This is a genomic window from Bifidobacterium polysaccharolyticum (assembly GCF_016101585.1).
GTDB lineage: Bacteria > Actinomycetota > Actinomycetes > Actinomycetales > Bifidobacteriaceae > Bombiscardovia > Bombiscardovia polysaccharolytica.
Genome location: NZ_JACFQG010000004.1, coordinates 233,479 through 251,825 on the forward strand (window position 1 = coordinate 233,479; position 18,347 = coordinate 251,825).

Below are 18,347 nucleotides of genomic sequence, written 5' to 3' on the forward strand. Positions count from 1 at the left end.
TCTACTTACTGGCTTCCTCCTCGCGAGCCTGGACCCGCTGCTGGTGCCGCCAACGGATGCCGGCCTCGATAAAGGCGTCAATGTCACCGTCGAAGACCCCCTGGGTGTCGGAGGTCTCGTATCCGGTGCGCAGATCCTTGACCATCTGGTAGGGATGCAGCACGTAGGAACGCATCTGGTCCCCCCAGCTGGCCTTGATGTCGCCGGCCAGCTCCTTCTTCTTCTTGGCCTCCTCCTCGTGCCGCAAAACCAGCAGCCGGGACTGCAGAACAGCCATGGCAGCCGCACGGTTCTGAATCTGGCTGCGCTCATCCTGCATGGTGACCACGATGTTGGTCGGCAGGTGAGTGATGCGCACGGCCGAATAGGTGGTGTTGACTCCTTGGCCGCCCGGGCCGGAGGAGCAGTAGGTGTCCACTCGGATGTCCGAGTCTGGGATGTCGATGTGGTCGGTGGGCTCCACCAGGGGGATGACTTCGACGGCAGCGAAGGAGGTCTGCCGCCTGCCCTGGTTGTCAAAGGGCGAGATCCGCACCAGACGATGGGTGCCGCCCTCCACCGACAGACGGCCGTAGGCGTAGGGGGCGTCCACCTGGAAGGTGGCCGACTTGATACCGGCCTCCTCCGCGTAGGAAGTGTCCATGACCTTGGTAGAGAAACCATGCCTCTCAGCCCACCGCATGTACATTCGCAAGAGCATCTGCGCCCAGTCCGCTGCATCCACTCCGCCGGCCCCCGAGCGGATAGTGACCACGGCAGCACGCTCGTCGTATTCACCGTCCAGCAGGGTCTGAATCTCCATGTCAGCCAGGTCGGACCTCAAAGAGTCGATCTCCTTGCGGGCCTCCACCAGAGTGTCCTGATCATGCTCCTCCTGGCCCAGCTCCTCAAGAGCCTGGACATCGTCCAGCCGGGAGGATGCTGACTCCAAATGCTTGAGCTGGGATTGCAAGGCCGAGAGCCTGCTGGTCACCTTCTGGGCGTTCTCCTGATCGTCCCAGAGTCCAGGCGCACTGGCCTGACGCTCCAGATCAGCAATTCGCGAGCGCAGGCCCTCCGGGTCCAGCGCCTTGGAAATCATCTCGTACTTGGCCTTGGCCTGCTCCAATGCTTGAGCAAAATCCATCTCTGCCATACTGTCTCACCGCTTTCCAGACCGGCTCCACACGAGCCGACCGCTGTCTTCATTCCCATCCGCCTTTGCCTGTGACGGCCGGATTCCCGCCGACCGGACGGGCCAGGTCAAAGGCCGCTGAAGATGGCAGGGATGACAAGGCTGGCCAGCAAAGCCACGGCAATGACCAGGCAGACCGCTCTGGCCGTATTGCGGCGCCGACGCTCTCGGCGCTCACGCTCATGACTGTAGGCACTCATAGTTGATAATTTTACCTATCGGCTGGGACCTGGCTGGCGACGATCCAGACCCAACTGTCGGACGGATAGTGTCTGTTTGAACGTCGACCGGTTTATTCTGTAAGACAACTTATATCAATTGACTGCACCGCCTGAAGGAGGAACGATGAGTAAAGCACGCACCGCATGGGGTTGGGGCCTGGCCAGCCAGGACGAGCAGGGCCGGACCTTGGACGTCTGGTATCCAAAGGCCGAGATCTCGACACCGCCGACCCCGGCGAACCGTCCCAATCACGACTTCGGTGACCAAGTCCACAACCAGCCCGACGCACGCGGCATCCGCCGGGTGCCGGTCTTCACCGTGGCCGATCTGGATGGCCCGATAGCGGATGCCGCCGATGCCTATCTGCGGCTCCATCTGCTCAGCATGCGTCTGACCCCGCCCAACAGCATGAACCTTGATGAAATCTTCGAACAGCTGACCACGGTGGTCTGGACCAACTACGGACCCTTCGCCGTGGAGGACTTCGCCCTGCGCAGGTCAGAGGTCATGGCTGCAGCCAGCCGCTCCATGCCGGGCATCCCCGTGACACAGGTAACAGTGCTGAGCGTGGACAAGTTCCCCCGCATGGTGGATTACGTGGTTCCCGAGGGGGTACGCATCGGCAACGCCGACCGTATTCGGCTCGGCGCCCATCTTGCTCCAGGAACGACGGTCATGCATGAGGGCTTTGTGAACTTCAACGCCGGAACCTTGGGCCACTCCATGGTCGAAGGCCGGATCTCCCAAGGGGTTGTGGTCGGCGACGGTTCGGACATCGGCGGCGGAGCCTCCATCATGGGCACCCTGTCCGGAGGAGGTCGCCATCGGGTCTCCATCGGTCAGCACTCCTTGCTGGGAGCCAACGCCGGCATCGGCATCTCCCTGGGCGACGACTGCGTGGTTGAGGCCGGGCTCTATGTCACCGCCGGCACCAAAATCGGCCTGGGCGACCAGGTGGTCAAAGGAGCGGAACTGAGCGGACGGGATCATCTGCTCTTCATCCGCGACTCCCGCACCGGCCAGGTCAAAGCCCTGCCCCGCAAGAAGGGCATCGAGCTGAATGAGCGGCTGCACGCCAACTGAGTCCCAGTCGGTCATCGGACTCAGCGCTGCTCCATGGGAAGGTAGTCGCGCGGGCCCTGCCCGGTATAGACCTGCCTGGGACGACCGATTTTCGTGTCTGGATCGTCCAGCATCTCCCTGTACTGGGCGATCCATCCGGGGATGCGACCCAATGCAAAGAGCGTGGTGAACATCTCCGGGTCGAAGCCTATGTCGCGGTAGATGAGTCCAGTGTAAAAGTCCACATTGGGATAGAGGTGGCGCTCGACGAAGTAGTCGTCATGCAGGGCCAGATCCTCCAGCTCCAAGGCCACGTCGAAAAGCTCCGCATCCTCGGCATTTTTATTCTGGTCGGGTTCATCCATGAGCTTGTAGAGCCATTGCTTGGCTATGGCCGCGCGCGGGTCATAGGACTTATAGACCCGGTGGCCCAGACCCGCAATTTTCCGACCCTCCTTCTTGGCCTGGTCCACATAGCCTCGCACACCCAGACCGGAATCCCGTATGCTTTTCAGCTGGCGCAACACGGCTTCGTTGGCGCCGCCGTGCAGGGGGCCTGACAGGGTATTGATACCTGCAGCCACTGCCGAATACAGGTTGGCCCGGGCCGATCCGGCAATCCGGACCACAGAGGTAGAGCAGTTCTGCTCATGGTCGGCATGGATGATCAGAAGCTTGTCCAGGGCCTGCACCTTGAGAGGATCAGCCTGATAAGGCTGGTAAGGCATGGCGAAGCTCATCCGCAGGAAGTCCTCCACATAGCCCCAGGTCCTATCCGGGTAGAGCAGGGGCTGGTCGCGACGACGACGGTGAATCAGGGAGACGATGGTGCGCACCTTGGCCATGATGATGGCGCTGGCCTCATCCAGCTGGTCGGGATCGTCTACGTCACAGGTGTCCGGGTGGAAGCCAGCAAGCGCGTTGACCGCAGCGGCCAGCACACTCATGGGATGAGCCTGGCGAGGGAAGGACGAGAGCAGATGGCGGAAGTCCTCCCCTACGACCGTGTAACCCAGTACATGGCTGCGGAACCGCTGGTACTGCTCGGCATCAGGCAGCTCACCGTGGGACAGCAACCAGGCCACCTCGAGGAAATTGGACTGGGCGCACAGATCCTCTATGGCATAGCCCCTGTAGCGCAGTATGGACCGCTTGCCGTCAATGAAGGTGATTCCCGAGACGCACTGGGCCGTGGTCTGGAAGCCGGGATCCAGCGTGACCCAGCCGTCGTTGCGCAGGGAGGAGACCAGAATGCCGTCGGGCCCTTCGGTGGCGCGAACCAGGGGAAGATCAACCTGTTCGGAATCGATGGACAACCGTGCAGTAGACACCACGCACCTCCTGTTAATCAACCAGTAAGGTGCCAGTGAGAGTCGACGGCCATGCCGGATCAGGCTACCGGCACCTGTACCGGCGTGGAATTGCCGACATGCTAGCAGAAACAACCACGACTTCGATTACCGGCTTGTAACCACAGGCATGAATCCGTCACCTCCACCAATGAAGCACAGGTCCAAGCCGGTGCCCTCTTCATTTCCGCACCAGCCTGCGGGCACAAGGCCAGGGAAGAAAGTGCAGGTATCCAATAGGGCCAGCATCAAAGAGGGACCCAGGAGCATCCACATTGTGGACATCCTTGGGTCCCTTATAGTCCTACTTCAGCCTCGAACAGCCTCGAACTCAGTCCCTGGTCGTCAGGATGACAGGCCCCTGCTCAGTGATGGCGATGGTGTGCTCGCTGTGGGCGCCGCGCGATCCGTCTGCAGAACGGAGGGTCCACCCATCCTTGGGATCCTGGTAAATCTGATCGGTGGTCGCCAGGAACCAGGGCTCAATGGCAATGACCAAACCCGGGCGCAGCTTGTAACCGTGATGAGGAGTGCCGTCGTTGGGCACATGGGGATCACCATGCATAATCCGCCCTACCCCGTGTCCGCCGAACTCCAGATTGACGCTGTAGCCGTTTTCATGGGCAACCTCACCGACTGCAGCGGAGATGTCACCCAAGCGGTTACCGGGCTGGGCCTGGGCGATGCCCGCCTTCAGGGCCTCTTCAGTGGTTCGAATCAGCCGAAGATCCTCTGGATCGGCATGCTCGCCCACCACGAAGCTGATGGCCGAGTCGCCCACCCAGCCGTCCACGTTGATGGCCAGATCCAGGGAGAGCAGGTCGCCATCCTTGAGGTTGTAGTCATAGGGCACCCCGTGCAGAACGGCATCATTGACGGATAGGCAGATGTAGTGCGCGAAGGGGCCGGTGCCGAAGTCAGGCGCGTAGTCCACGTAGCAGGATGTGGCTCCCTTGCGGGCGTTGATCCTGTCCTTGACGTAGTCATCCAGCTCCAGCAGGTTGACCCCGGGTTTGCTCATGGACTTGAGCTCCTTGAGGATGCTGCCGACAAACCTGCCCGCCGGCTTCATCTGTTCGATCTCCTGCTTGGTTTTGAGCTCGATCATCCTCTGCGTCCTTTCATGATTGGTGCCCGCGGGTGCCGCCCCTCAGGATCCTGCCCAAGTACTACCACTCAGTATTATCGGGTCAGTCGGACGAGTCCGGCTCTCAGTTCCGGCCGAAGGTGAAGGCCCTGATAATGGAAACGACTCCCAGCACCAGAAGAGCGCACCCGCTGAAGATGACCAGGAAGATGACGGAGCTCAGCGGGTAGATCATGACGATGATCCCGGCGATGATGGAGACGACGCCTGAGAAGATGGCCCAGCCTGAATGCGGGAGCCCCCAGGAGGCTGCCAGACTCATCACGCCCTCCATGATCCAGCTGATGCCCACAATGATGGTGACCAGCAGGGTCAGCGCTGAAGCGGATAGGGCCGTGTTCCTGACGATGACAATGCCGCCGACGGCAATCAGGGCGCCAAAGAGGACACCCAACACCCGCCATCCACCGGGAAGGCCCTTTGACACGATGGAAGTGGCCAGACGGACCACGCCGGAGATGATGAAGTAAATGCCCAGCACCACAGTCACGGCAATCAGGGTCTTGTCCGGCCTGAGCAGCAGGGCCAGGCCCAGGATGACTCCGATCACGCCCATGACACCCATGATGATGCGGATGGCCCGCAGGGTCCTGAATCCTAGATCTTCGGCGATCATGGAAAATGGATCCATGCGTGGCGGGCGCCCCTGATAGCCGGGGTATTGCCCGTACTGACCATAATTATTCTGGTATTGGCCGCCATTCTGTCCAGAATTCTGACCGCCGAACTGATTGGGCTGACCGCCCTGCATGGGATCCGTCATACCGTCCTCTTTCACTCGCTCAAGGCGGCCGAGCGGCCGTCCTGTTACCGTCTGTCAAGTTTAAATCACCAAGGAGGCAATCGCGGCTTTTCCCCTTCGGCGGATGGTTCGCCGATTCGCCGATCCCGGCAACCCAGGGCATGGCATGTCATCAAAGATGGCTAGGCTTGTGGCATGGCACAATCTACTGAACCCAAGACCTCCTCCGGACTTGATCCGGCCTCCTTCTCCTCGGTCATTCGGCCGCAGGACGATCTCTTTCGTTTTGTCAACGGTCCCTGGATCGACACCTACAGTCTGCCCGAGGACCGCTCCCGGTTCGGCTCCTTCGACAAGCTTGCCGAGGATGCCGAAGCACAGATCCGTGAAATCCTCGAGGACCCGGAATCCCCGGCAGTCAAATCAGCCCTGCTCTACCGCAGCTTCCTGGATACTGATGCCATAGAAGCCGCGGGAATGGAACCCATCCGCCCAGACCTGCAGGCCATTGACGCTGTGTCCGACAAAAAGGCGCTGACCAGCCTGCTGGGCCGGCTCAACCCCACTGGCGGACCTGATCTGTTCGGCATCGCCATCTATGGCGATCCGGGCAACGCTGGCGTCAACGTGGCTCATATGGAACAGGCCGGGTTGGGACTTCCCGACGAAGCCTACTACCGGGAGAAGAGCTACGCTCCGGTCCGTCAGGCCTACACCGACATGGTGGCCTCCCTGCTCAGGCTCTCCGGCTACGCCGATGACCAGGAGGCTGCCCACAGACAGGCGGAGTCTTTCCTTGATGTCGAGACGCGCATAGCGGCACGCCACTGGGACAACGTGTCGACCCGAGACGAAGATCGCACCTATAATCCCACCACCCTGGCCGACCTGGAGTCTACACTCGCCGATTTCGATCTGCACACCTGGATCGAGTCCTGGCAGAATGCATATGCAGCCAGTCCTGTCGCCAATCTGCAACCGGTCGATCTGAGCTCAGCCCTGTCCAGGTCCATAGTGCACGAACCCTCCTTCCTGCAGGGTTTGAACGAGCTTTGGAAAACCAGCGATTTGGAGGATCTCAAACTCTGGGCCCGCGTGCACACCCTGATCGAGTGGGCAGGCCTGCTCAGCAGCGACTTCGATCAGGCCAGGTTCGACTTCTATGGCAAGGTTCTTTCAGGCACGACCAAGATGCGTGACCGCTGGAAGCGGGCTGTCTCCCTGGTCAATGGCATTTGCGGCGAAGAGGTCGGACGCGAATATGTACGCCGGCACTTCCCTGCCTCCAGCAAGGCCCGCATGGAGGCCCTGGTCTCAGACCTGATCGATGCCTATCGGGTCTCCATCACCTCCAGCGACTGGCTGGGAGAACAGACCAAGGTCAAGGCTCTGGCCAAGCTGGACAAATTCTCGCCCAAGATCGGCTACACCGAGCACTGGCGCGACTATACGGCCCTGGCTGTGGACGAAAAGCTGGGTCTGGTCGACAACGTGCGGCAGGCCAACCTCTACGAGTCCGGCTACCAGTTCTGCAAGGCCGGTCAGCCCGTGGACAAGGAAGAGTGGCTGATGAACCCTCAGACGGTCAACGCCTACTACGAGCCCACCCTGAACGTCATCGTCTTCCCCGCAGCCATCCTGCAGCCGCCTTTCTTCGACCCAGACGCCGACGACGCCGTCAACTACGGAGGCATCGGGTCGGTCATCGGCCACGAAATCGGCCACGGATTCGACGACCAGGGCTCCAAGTACGACGGTGACGGACGTCTGCAGGACTGGTGGACCCCGCAGGACCGCGAAAACTTCGAACAACGGACCAAAGCACTCATTGAGCAGTACAACGGATTTGTTCCCCAGCAACTTGCCGAGAAGTACGCCGACAAGCCCGAGCAAGCACCTCATGTCAATGGAGCGTTGACCATTGGCGAGAACATCGGGGACCTGGGAGGCGTCAACATCGCCATCAAGGCCTATGCCATCTCCTTGCAGAAGAAGGAGGGCGGCACAGCCGAGACAGACGATGCTGCCATGGACCAGGCGCTAGCCTCGGCTCCAGTCATGGACGGCTACACTGGCCTGCAACGGTTCTTCCTGTCTTATGCCTCCATATGGAGGACCAAGAACAGGGATCAGCTGGCCGAACAGTATCTGCAGATCGATCCCCACTCCCCTGCTGAATTCCGCACAAACGGCATCGTCAGGAACGTGGATCGCTTCTATCAGGCCTTCGGAGTCACCGCCGACGACGGCATGTGGCTGGAACCCGACGCACGAGTCAAGATCTGGTAAACCTGTTCTGATTAAAACCGTTGGTTGACGGTTTTAATCAGCCTACTGTTCAAGGCGGGAGGCCGACGAAAATCAGTCGGTCTCCCGCTTTCGTTTTGCTAGGCCGAAACAACCTGTGCTCATTCGGCATCGGAAGCCTTCACCGATGTCTCCTTGGCTGCAGATGACGCAGATGATGCAGAGGCAGATGCAGTTTCGGACGATAAAGACGATGGCGGCGTGGTCCAAGGGTCCGGACCGTCAGCTCCCTCATCAATAGGCGCGGTATCCGATCGGGTCCTGGTGAAGGTATCCTGCCCCCGGGCTAGGTCGTGACCGATGCCATCTGCCACCAAAATCAGACTGCTGTGCGGTTGGCCATCGCTGATCCACTCCTCCGTCACCAAAGATCCCGTCACCATGACCGGATCGCCCTTATGCAGACAGGCCAGGGCATTGACCGCCAGAGTCCTGAAAGCTTTGACAGTAAGCCAAGTAGTGGATTTTCGTTTCCACACTCCAGCCGCAGCATCGTAATGGGCCGGAGTAGAGCCCAGCCTGAAGGAGCAGACAGGCGTAGACCCCGGCTGTCCCAGACGCGTTGGTTGGGTCCCCATAAAGCCGAAGACAGTCGTTTTTATTTCGTTGATGGCCATACCGAAACCTCTCTGTTGATGTTATGAATCCGACGCTGTAAATCTGCCAGTCGATTCCTGGATTCCTGATTTTGCAGCGGCGAGGCCATTCGACGGAGAATCCCCGACCAGAGCGCGGATAATCGGAGCGGGGGAAGGGACTGGCCCCGGCCAGGAACCCTCCGTCGAACGGTGAGTCCATCCTGCCTCCGCCCACGTCCCCGTACACGACCTGCAGACCATTGTGGTCGAACGAACTCGGACTGATTCAGATTGTGGACAAACCAACCTTCCTCCATAAAAAACTTGAGATAGGTCTCTTGTCAGTAATACCTATCTCATCAGGTAAAGCGGGGTGGATTTACCCATAATTATGAAAATCGAGAACAGAGGAAAACTTGATAACGAAAAATGAACGGCTCGGATGCAGGCAGGCGTCAATGGCGATAATGCGTCAACGACTCATAATTGCTGATTGTTCAAGGAGAGAGGTGGACACAACATGATTACAGGAGCGATTGTGGGCGTATAGCGATAGTGGGATGAGTAGCAGGGATAGCGGCAGTTGCCATACCCGTTACATTGTTGATTCGGTACTTCAGGAAGAACAGGACACAGCATACATAAATCCAGGCAATATCCTATGGGCGGCACCGGCTTTTAATTCCTATGACTTCATCACCGATAATGGGTGGCGGCCTGCGCTATAAGGACAAGCTGCCACTCATTATCTTGTTCCCGGCCGCTTACAGTGATGCTGTTCCGATTACCTTATGAACACTCCAGGTGGACAATCGTAACCAGTCACTATCCGTCACGAAACACACGACTGTACAAAAAGAATGAGAGACTCAAGACTCAGGCAACTCCTTTCCGAACCAGAGAAGGCCGCAGGCTCCTCGAACAGTCACTAGGCGTGAATCATTCTGGCCGAGGCTGACGCGCAGACGTGAAGACAAGGCCGCAAGATCGACGAAAGGAGCCAGGTGAGCTACGTTCGAAGATGGCATTCACCCGAGTATCTCGATTGATGCCTGATTTATCGATGCTTTCTGTGCTGATGCCGAAGGACACATCAGCGGAAACCATAACTGGATCCGCAATGTCCCCTTCACTGCCCAGGACCATAGAGCATTGGTCCTGGGCTAAACTGTGAGAGCAGATACATCGGCACGGTTTGGAAGGACCCGCAGTCATGGTTCACACGCTGGTCAGTTGGAATATCGATTCGCTCAACGCCGCCCTACTGGGCAAGAGCAGCCGCAGCGCCCTCTCCCTGAAGGTGGTGGAGACCATCCGGGATCTGGGCCCCGATGTCGTAGCCATCCAGGAAACCAAACTCAACGGTGATCAGAAGAAATCGGCAGGTATCCTTAAGGCGCTCATGCGCTACTTTCCCGATTATCAGGAGGTGGACCGCCGTTCCGAGGCCCCGGCCCGTACAGGCTACGCAGGCACGCTCATGCTCTACCGCAAGAGCCTACCAGAACCTACCGTGACCCGCCCCCGCATCGGCGCTCCCGACACCATGGATGACGAGGGCCGCATGCTCACTCTGGAGTTCCCGGACTGCTTCGTCACCACGGTCTACACTCCCAATTCCGGATCGGGACTGGTAAGGCTCAAGCCGCGCGGCGTCTGGGATGATTGCTACCGTCGCTACCTGCAGGAACTGGATGCCCGCAAACCGGTCCTGGCCTGTGGCGACTTCAACGTGGCCCACGAGGAGATCGACATTGCCAACCCGGCATCCAACCACCATTCCGCCGGCTTCACCGATCAGGAACGCGAAAAGTTCAGCCTTCTGCTGGATGCAGGCTTCACCGACACCTTCCGAAAAATTCATGGCGATGCCGCTGGCTTCTACGACGATCACCGCAGCGTCTACACCTGGTTCGCACAGCGTGCCCCAAAGAGCAAGATCAACAACTCCGGCTGGCGCATCGACTACTGGCTGACCTCCAACCGGATTGCTGACCAGGTCAGCACCAGCGAACCCGTGGACACAGGCGAGCGCCAGGACCATCTGCCCATTCTTCTGCGCATCTGACTGGTTAGATTTCTAAAACTAAACCAATGCATACAAAAGGGTGAGTCCTTGGTCGCGTGCATCATGACACGACCAAAGCCCCACCCCTCTATATTGATTGCTAATAAGCAACTATGAGTGTGGCATAACCTACTGGAGAGCTGTAATCCGATCCACGATCATCTGAGCGGCCTGATCGGCAGGAACAGCTTGCACATCCGAGCCGTCGCGGTTGCGAATCTCAATAGTGCCGTTGGCGATGGTGTCGCGACCAGCAATAGCGACCAGGGGGACCCCGATTAGCTCGGCATCCTTGAACTTGACCCCGGGAGATACCTTGGGCCGGTCGTCGTAGATGACCTCCACGCCGCGGTCCTCCAGGTCGGTGACCAGCTTCTCAGCGGCATCGAAAGCCTCCTGCTTCTTGCCGGTGGCCACCACATGGACCGCGGCAGGAGCGACAGCCTTGGGCCAAGCCAGACCTTTATCATCGTGATGCATCTCAGCGATGCAGGCCAGCACACGGGAAATGCCGATGCCATAGCAGCCCATCCAGACCGGAACAGCCTTGCCGTTGCGGTCCAGGACCTTTAGCCCCAATGCGTCAGAGTATTTCAGCCCAAGCTGGAAGACCTGCCCGATCTCCACGCCACGCTCGAAGCTGAGCGGCCCGGAACCATCAGGACTCATATCCCCGTGACGGACCTCGGCGGCTTCCACTACTCCGTCGGCTTGGAAATCACGCCTATAAACCGCATTGGCCAGGTGTACGCCTTCAGAATCAGCCCCGGTCACCCAGGCAGATCCAGGCGCCACATGGGCATCGAGGAAGTAGCGGATATGAGAGGCGGACTCAGTATCCGAACGCTGAGGACCCAGAACACGGGGGCCAATATATCCCTTGACCAGCTCGTGGTGGGCAGCCAGGTCAGCTTCATTGGCCTCCTCAATCTCGGCCGGAGCGAACTGGGCCTCCAACCGCTTCATGTCCACCTGACGGTCACCCGGCAGGCCGACGGCCACCAGTTCCCGCCAGCCCTCGGGATGGTCATCATCTGCAGGATGCTTGACGGCCACAATAAGGTTCTTCAGAGTATCGGCAGCGGTCCAGTCCCGGCCATCCTCGCGAGGATGCAGCTGGTTGAACCGCTCCACCAGGGTATCGATAGTGGTTGAGTCAGGGGTATCCAGCTCCTGCATGGCGGGAATCTTAGTGTAGTCGACGGGATCAGGACGCGGGGTGGTCAGCGCCTCCACATTCCACGCCTTACCCGAGGGCGCCAGAGCAAAAGTGTCCTCGCCTATAGGCAACGGAGCCAGGAATTCCTCGGACTCGGATCCCCCCATGGGCCCGGAGACCGCATGGACGATTACGTAGTTGACGCCCAGACGCTTGAAAATTCGCTCATAGGCGCCGCGTTCATCCTGGTAGGCCTTCTTCAGCCCCTCCTCGTCCACAGTGAACGAGTAAGCGTCCTTCATGATGAACTCGCGACCCCTGATCAGCCCTGCGCGGGGACGGAACTCGTCGCGGTACTTGGTCTGGATCTGGTAGAGAACGACTGGCAGGTCCTTGTATGAGGAATACATGTCCTTGACCAAAAGGGTGAACATCTCCTCATGGGTGGGAGCCAGCAGGTAATCAGCGCCGTGCCTGTCCTGGAGGCGGAAGAGATTCTCACCATACTCCTCCCAGCGGTGGGTAGCCTCGTAGGGCTCGCGAGGCAGCAGAGCCGGAAAGTGAACCTCCTGGGCGCCGATGCCGTCGATCTCCTCCCGGACCACGGCCTGGACCTTGTCGAGAACTTTCAGACCCAGTGGCAGCCAGGTGAAGATGCCAGGGGCCACCTTGCGGACGTATCCTGCCCGCTGCAGGAGTTTGGCCGAGTCCACATCGGCGTCGGCCGGATCCTCCCTGAGGGTCCGCAAAAAGAGGGTTGACATGCGCATGGCTTTGGTTCTCATACCTCCTAAAGATATGCGTGCAAAGGGACAAGCAACCATAAAGGACGCCTTATGACGATTTGTTGAAAGCCAGCCATAAACCCCTATGATTATGGACGCTTTCACAGAGAAAGTCGCTATGGTCGCATACGGCCGCTCGACAACGTCGAGGACGAATCACACTCAAAAAACAATGCTCGCCTGGACACCATTTCGAAGATGAGGCGGTGGGTTGACTCGCGCTCACCGCTAGCAGGTGGAAGCTCTTGAAAACCAACATTATTCATCGCGCCAATCATACGTAGTTCTGGCGGCCACGCCCCGGATCATCACTTGAGATCAATCATGACGCTGTAGAACACCGCGATTGCATCTTCTTTGAACATTTCCGGACACCGTTCATGCGCCTTGCCAAGCACATCGATTTGACTCAAGCAGTTATGTAATGTACGTTTGATTTAACTTTGAAGTAAAGGTCCAACTTTTATTAGTTTGGTTCAACGGTGAATTACAAAGTAGATGTTTCCCTCTCGCACGTGTCTTTCTCCTACGGCCGTAAACAGGCGCTGTCGGATGTGTCCTTGAGCTTCGGCAACGGCGTATTCGGGCTCTTGGGTCCCAATGGTGCCGGCAAGACGACGCTGATGAATATTGTGACCACCTTGTCACGTCCTTCCTCGGGCAGTGTAAGGATAGCCAGGGCGAATGTGCTGACAAGCGCTGGACGACGTCGGGCCAGGAGCCGGATCGGATATTTGCCGCAATCGTTCGAGTTGATGAATGCTTCCAGCCTGATGCGCAATGTACGGTACGCCGCATGGGCGCGCGGTCTGTCCTGGAAAGCTTCCTGTGATGCAGCGGTGTGGGCCCTGGAGCAGGTGGAATTATCCGGGGAAGCTCGCCGCCCGGTGCGCAGCCTGTCCGGTGGCATGCGGCAACGGGCGGGCATCGCGTGTGCAATTGTCGCCCGTCCCGACGTGCTTGTCTTGGACGAACCGACCGTTGGCCTTGATCCGGTGCAGCGCATTGAGGTGCGTAAATTCCTCGACGCATATGCGGACAGCCACACAGTGCTGGTGAGCACGCATTTGGTCGAGGATCTGGCCGCAATCGCCGACCGCGTGCTGGTACTCGACCACGGGCATCTGCTCCTGGACGGACGCATGGATGATCTCGCCGCCTTGGCCGATCCTGAGGACTCAATGGCATCGCCTTGGGAATCCGGTTATCGACGGCTGCTGACGGGATCCGGACACCTGCCATTCGACCAGGGTGAGGTCTCATGATGGCCCGTCTGCTCAATCCCTTGTCACCGGTGAGCTCGCTGGTGTTCTTTCTGTCAATGATGGCATATCCGGCCGCATTATCGGTGCGCAACTACGGAGTCGGCCAATCAGATGCGTCCCCGTGGGCACTGACAGATGCGGCCTTGCAGTTCGACCTGACCTGGATGCATCTGGTGACGGATGTAATCGCCTGCATGTTCGGCGCATGGAGCGCCTGGAAAGCGTGTTCCCCGCGGTCCATGGTCGCGCCGCCCTGGATCGGGGGCCCGACTGTCCGCAGGTATGGCGTGCCTGTCCTCAAGGGTGCCGCATTGGGTTCCCTGGCCTATGCGGCAGGTTGTCTTCCCGCCATCGTCCAGACACTGCGGTTCACAGGCGGGTCGGTTCCCGTGGGAGCCTTGCTCATGGGTATGGCAGTTCCGGCGGCCATGTTCGCCCTCGGCTATGCGCTCGGGGCCATCATGGGCAGCCGCTGGTCCCTGGTGCCGGCAACGCTCTTGCCTGCTGCCCTGTGTTGGGGCAGCTTAGTGCTGCTGATGCCGCGCATACCCAAGGGTGACGTGTTTCCCCGAGCCTGGGGGTCGCCGCTGGCCGTGGTGATGCCGATGATGGACACGGGCATCGGTGCCGAGCCGGGACTCAGTATTAACCTTTCAGCGGTGACAGTGCGCTGGATCTTGGTCGCAGTAGTGCTGGCCGCATCCACAGCGGCATGCATGCTGACCGCACACCAGTGGCAGCCCGGCCTGTCATGGATAGTCGCCCCATTGGCTGTGCTTCTTTTAGTTCCGACTGCTGCCGGGGGCCTGGTAGCCATGTCCGGCCCGGCGGAATGGCGACGATCCGCTCCGTTCACCCCGGTGTGCAAAAGCATAGACGGCGTGCCGCTGTCAGTGTGCTCCCACCCGGATGATGGTGCCCACCTGAGACGCTACATGCGATATATGCGGTCGGTCGCCTCATGGTTCCCCAAGGACAGTGTGGAAGGCAGCTCGGGTCTTGTGCTTTTGCTGGGCAACGCCTTTACGCCTACGTCCCACGGCCAGGCGTGGAATCTCACCGGCCAAGGCCTGGCCGAACTGGAACACTTGGGCGGCAAGAAGATACAGATAATGACCGACACAGTCACCGAACGCACTGGACGATACAGTGACCTAGCTGATGTCACACAGGCCATCGTGAAGGAATTCGTCCATGCTGACTGCGCGGCTACGGCACTTAAAAACGTGTATAAACAACGGACATTGGATGATGGTGCCAGCGTGTCCGCCTTCGTGCTGGAGCAGTTGCCCCAGCGCATGAGAGAGACCGTCTACGAGTCGATGGGCAGCAGAGGAAGCGGGGCATCCGGGATGGGAAGCGCCCGAGGCCCTGCCGCCGATCTGCTCAACGATGCCACTAATGAAGAGTTCCATGCCTATGTGCGTCGCAACCTCTCTGGGCTCGAACGCTGCGCCATCACGCCGTCCGATGTCATCAATGATCTGGGGAAGAACCACTGATGGGCGGCCGGCATCGACGTGGTACCTTGAAAGGCGGAATCCCGGTCGGATGGTTGGCTGGGCGCCGCCCATGGGCGGCCTTGGCATTTGTCGTGCTGGCTGTGACCGTACCCTTCCTGCTTGCCACCGCCTCCGCTTCCGCTACCGGCGGGGAGATCTATGCCCGGCCAGCCTATTATGGGTACGTCTGCGTTCCTGATCCACATGCAGCGGTATTCAACGGCGCCGTACATACCCAATGCCCACAAGGCAAAAGCGCCGTGCCCAGTATGGTGCCCATGGCCGAACTGGCCTACGCAGCGTTCAGCGCATGCGCCTTGGTCATGCTTGCCCCGCTTATGCCCACCTGGGAGCGCCTGAACCTGGCACGCGTCCGTTGGCGAGCCTTGGCCGCGGGGACAGGCGTGCTGATGCTGCCGTTTCTTCTCAGCGTTCTCTTTACCATACCGAACTCCCACGGCAGCCCAACCAGCGTGCAGTCGCTGCTCAGGCTGGCTGCCTGCAATGGCCTGGTCGACGCGTCCTTGGTCATGCTCGGCATCGCATTGCTTGGTCGTTTCTACGGGCTTGGCCTGGGCGTAGGACTGGCAGTGATCAATATCGCCAGCCAAGGTATGCAGGTAGGCATGGGAATGACGCTCCGTCTATACCCCGAGGACATCAAACCGCCCGTTCCTGGACAGGGGACTTGGCCGGCGATTGCAGCGGTCTTGACAGTCTTCGCCGTCTTAATCTGGACGGTCACCGGAGGCCGGGGAATGATCTTGGACAAGAAATAAAGAGCCAGCACAACTGCTTGTGAGATGTGTGAGACCCTACCGACTTTGGCGGCGCAAGAGTTTGTCCGATTCCACCTAGCCGTCAACAGGACCTACATATATGACCAGCACAACCGAAACCGAAGCCAAATGGCGCATACAGGAAAAGGTCAGTAAATTCGCAACCTGACATCTCTCAAGCCCTACCCTCCCCTTACGGACAGCCAAGATATGATGGTTGTATATCGAACAGGTTTTCTGATTTACAAGGACAAGGCGGGCACCTATGTCATCAGAGCCAGGTGTGACCATCCAGACCTTTACCAACCTTGACGCAGAACACATGACACTCCTCCTGGAGGCCGATCCTTCAGAACCGATAATCCATGACGTTTTCACCCATTCCTGTGCTTTTGAAATCCGAGTGGGACAAGCTCTGACTGGTGTCATGCTGCTTGTCAGACCAAACACGGATACCTTGGAAATCGCCAATATCAGTGTGGGCCGTGCTTATCGCCGACAGGGACTTGGAAGCAGATTAATAGACCGAGCCAAGATGGAGACCGTCAGGCTGGGTCTGAGAAGATTGGAAGTAGGCACCGGATCCACCAGTTTTGAGGCCCTTTGCTTCTACCAAACATGCGGGTTTCGCATGGACCGCATTGAACGGGATTATTTTGTAGACCGCTACCAGCAGCCCATTGTCGAGAACGGAATTACCCTGAGAGACATGGTCCGTCTGTCATGGTGCCTCTAGCGACCCGGATGACTACACCGGGCCAAGACCGGTAAGGGCGACCAATCAGAAAAGTTCGTCCTGGCTGAATTCGTCTTCTGGTTCCTGACCGACGGCGCGCTTGGTGAAAGACTCAGGACCCTCATCCTTCAGACGGGCGCAGGCCGCCTTGGACTCGGCCCTCAATCCCGCATCCAGAACGACGGCATCGGGAGAGACCAGGAAGGCATGCTCATTGATGCCCGTCAGATAGAGCCCATCCAGGTTTTCCACACGTGAGAGGGCCACGTAGCCCATCCCCGGCGCAAAGGTTCGTCTCAGATCCATGACCGCCCTGTCCAAGGTCATCCCCTGGGACTTGTGGATGGTGATCCCCCAGGCGCAGCGAAGAGGCACCTGGTTGACGGCGGCCAAGACGGTGTCCCCATCCATGGTCTCCCAGGCGGCCGGCTTCATGGTGACTATGTTGCCGTTCTGGAAGGAGACGATCGGCCATCCCCCCTTGGCCGAGCTGGTGAATCCGCTGACTGTACCAATAGAGCCGTTGACATATTGATGGTCCTGGTCGTTGCGCAGGGCCATTACTGCGGCTCCGGTCTTCAGGGCCAGATCCTCGGGGGCCAGCATGTTCTTCTTCAGCCGCTCCACCAGTCTGGCCTCGCCTCGGGATGTGGCCTGGTAATGGTGGGCCTCTTCGTCGATGGCGGCCAGGCGCTGGTCGTTGAGCGTGTCAGCCTGCTTGTTGACCGGGAAGAGGTGGACTGCCACCTGACCGGGTGCGGGCACTGCGCCGACGCGGGAGGCCAGGACCTCATGGTCCTCCGGGGTGACGCCGCCCTCCCTGATGTCAGTCAGGACGGTCAACAGCTGGCCATCGTCCTGGCGATGCTGCTCAGTCAGGTAACAGATGATCGGGTCCAGGTCCTGCCAGACCAGTGATTCGGTGACGAACCCGTCCGGGTCCTTGCCGGCCTGGGCATAGCGTTCCCGTGCAGCCTGGAATTCAGGGCTGGGCAGTATTCCTGCAGCTCGGTTGGATCGAGTCACCGGTGGCAGCTGGAAGAAGTCCCCGGAAAGAACCACTTGGATCCCTCCGAATGGTTCGGGGCTGTGACGAACCGCCCGGCAGGCCTGGTCCACCATGTCGAAGAGCCAGGCATGCATCATGGAGACCTCATCGATGACCAGGATGTCGGTGCCTTCTATCTGTCTACGACGGCGGGTCTTGATCCGCTTCAAGAGTGATTCGGTCATGCAGGTGGCGATTCCCACACCGCTCCAGGAATGGATGGTCTGGCCGTTGATGTGTGTGGCGGCGATGCCGGTCGAAGCGGTCACCGCCACAACCGCTCCGGCCTGACGAGCCTGGGCGACGAACTCATTGAGCACAAAGGTCTTACCTGACCCGGGGGCGCCTGTGATGAAGGCATTGGCCCCCGCACTCAATATGGTCAGGGCTTCGGATTGCTGCATGCCTCCATGGTGCCACGTCA

At 59.3% G+C, this 18,347-nt stretch carries 15 protein-coding genes; 7 read left to right on the top strand and 8 right to left on the bottom strand.

Annotated features, from left to right (window positions below; all coding sequences use genetic code 11):
• Position 1 precedes the first annotated feature (1 nt).
• The gene (gene prfB / locus H3T90_RS07870; RefSeq protein WP_110425579.1) at positions 2 to 1,135 is read right to left on the bottom strand and encodes a peptide chain release factor 2; all 1,134 of its coding nucleotides are present in this window, start codon (positions 1,133 to 1,135) and stop codon (positions 2 to 4) included.
• Between the two features lie 107 nt (positions 1,136 to 1,242).
• Positions 1,243 to 1,374 (bottom strand): hypothetical protein, encoded by a 132-nt coding sequence (locus H3T90_RS09005; RefSeq protein ID WP_255297770.1) that lies wholly within the window; start codon positions 1,372 to 1,374, stop codon positions 1,243 to 1,245.
• A gap of 145 nt (positions 1,375 to 1,519) precedes the next feature.
• Between H3T90_RS09005 and dapD the strand changes: the two genes are divergently transcribed.
• Complete coding sequence (gene dapD / locus H3T90_RS07875; RefSeq protein ID WP_198230158.1) at positions 1,520 to 2,479, top strand: 2,3,4,5-tetrahydropyridine-2,6-dicarboxylate N-succinyltransferase; 960 nt, start codon at positions 1,520 to 1,522, stop codon at positions 2,477 to 2,479.
• A gap of 20 nt (positions 2,480 to 2,499) precedes the next feature.
• Here dapD and H3T90_RS07880 read toward each other — a convergent pair whose 3' ends face one another.
• The 3 genes from H3T90_RS07880 to H3T90_RS07890 all read right to left on the bottom strand — a co-directional run bounded on the left by H3T90_RS07880 (position 2,500) and on the right by H3T90_RS07890 (position 5,717).
• Positions 2,500 to 3,789 carry a citrate synthase gene (locus H3T90_RS07880; RefSeq protein ID WP_198230159.1) on the bottom strand — a complete coding sequence of 430 codons (1,290 nt, stop codon included), beginning with the start codon at positions 3,787 to 3,789 and terminating at the stop codon, positions 2,500 to 2,502.
• Positions 3,790 to 4,138: 349 nt separating this feature from the next.
• Entirely contained in the window at positions 4,139 to 4,915 is a 777-nt protein-coding gene (map, locus tag H3T90_RS07885) for a type I methionyl aminopeptidase (protein ID WP_046323210.1), read from the bottom strand.
• A gap of 103 nt (positions 4,916 to 5,018) precedes the next feature.
• The gene (locus H3T90_RS07890) at positions 5,019 to 5,717 is read right to left on the bottom strand and encodes an HdeD family acid-resistance protein (protein ID WP_046323211.1); all 699 of its coding nucleotides are present in this window, start codon (positions 5,715 to 5,717) and stop codon (positions 5,019 to 5,021) included.
• A 174-nt stretch (positions 5,718 to 5,891) separates the two neighbouring features.
• On the opposite strand from H3T90_RS07890, the gene H3T90_RS07895 reads away from it, so the two are divergent.
• Positions 5,892 to 7,985, top strand: a complete 2,094-nt coding sequence (locus H3T90_RS07895) for a M13 family metallopeptidase (RefSeq protein ID WP_198230160.1) — start codon at positions 5,892 to 5,894, stop codon at positions 7,983 to 7,985.
• A 119-nt stretch (positions 7,986 to 8,104) separates the two neighbouring features.
• On the opposite strand, the gene H3T90_RS07900 is transcribed toward H3T90_RS07895, so the two are convergent.
• Complete coding sequence (locus H3T90_RS07900; RefSeq protein WP_052733362.1) at positions 8,105 to 8,620, bottom strand: single-stranded DNA-binding protein; 516 nt, start codon at positions 8,618 to 8,620, stop codon at positions 8,105 to 8,107.
• A gap of 1,174 nt (positions 8,621 to 9,794) precedes the next feature.
• On the opposite strand from H3T90_RS07900, the gene H3T90_RS07905 reads away from it, so the two are divergent.
• On the top strand, positions 9,795 to 10,649 hold the full coding sequence (locus tag H3T90_RS07905; protein ID WP_198230161.1) for an exodeoxyribonuclease III: 855 nt from the start codon (positions 9,795 to 9,797) through the stop codon (positions 10,647 to 10,649).
• A 129-nt stretch (positions 10,650 to 10,778) separates the two neighbouring features.
• On the opposite strand, the gene H3T90_RS07910 is transcribed toward H3T90_RS07905, so the two are convergent.
• Positions 10,779 to 12,593, bottom strand: a complete 1,815-nt coding sequence (locus tag H3T90_RS07910) for a proline--tRNA ligase (protein ID WP_198230162.1) — start codon at positions 12,591 to 12,593, stop codon at positions 10,779 to 10,781.
• A gap of 482 nt (positions 12,594 to 13,075) precedes the next feature.
• Between H3T90_RS07910 and H3T90_RS07915 the strand changes: the two genes are divergently transcribed.
• The 4 genes from H3T90_RS07915 to H3T90_RS07930 all read left to right on the top strand — a co-directional run bounded on the left by H3T90_RS07915 (position 13,076) and on the right by H3T90_RS07930 (position 16,875).
• Positions 13,076 to 13,858, top strand: coding sequence for an ABC transporter ATP-binding protein (locus H3T90_RS07915; protein ID WP_198230163.1), 783 nt, complete (start codon positions 13,076 to 13,078; stop codon positions 13,856 to 13,858).
• Between the two features lie 56 nt (positions 13,859 to 13,914).
• Positions 13,915 to 15,360 carry a hypothetical protein gene (locus H3T90_RS07920; RefSeq protein ID WP_198230164.1) on the top strand — a complete coding sequence of 482 codons (1,446 nt, stop codon included), beginning with the start codon at positions 13,915 to 13,917 and terminating at the stop codon, positions 15,358 to 15,360.
• On the top strand, positions 15,360 to 16,139 hold the full coding sequence (locus H3T90_RS07925; RefSeq protein ID WP_198230165.1) for a hypothetical protein: 780 nt from the start codon (positions 15,360 to 15,362) through the stop codon (positions 16,137 to 16,139). Before H3T90_RS07920 ends, H3T90_RS07925 begins: the two co-directional genes overlap by 1 nt.
• Positions 16,140 to 16,404: 265 nt before the next feature.
• Positions 16,405 to 16,875 (top strand): GNAT family N-acetyltransferase, encoded by a 471-nt coding sequence (locus H3T90_RS07930; RefSeq protein WP_198230166.1) that lies wholly within the window; start codon positions 16,405 to 16,407, stop codon positions 16,873 to 16,875.
• Positions 16,876 to 16,920: 45 nt separating this feature from the next.
• Here H3T90_RS07930 and H3T90_RS07935 read toward each other — a convergent pair whose 3' ends face one another.
• Positions 16,921 to 18,327, bottom strand: coding sequence for a PIF1 family DEAD/DEAH box helicase (locus H3T90_RS07935; protein WP_198230167.1), 1,407 nt, complete (start codon positions 18,325 to 18,327; stop codon positions 16,921 to 16,923).
• Between the last annotated feature and the right edge of the window lie 20 nt (positions 18,328 to 18,347).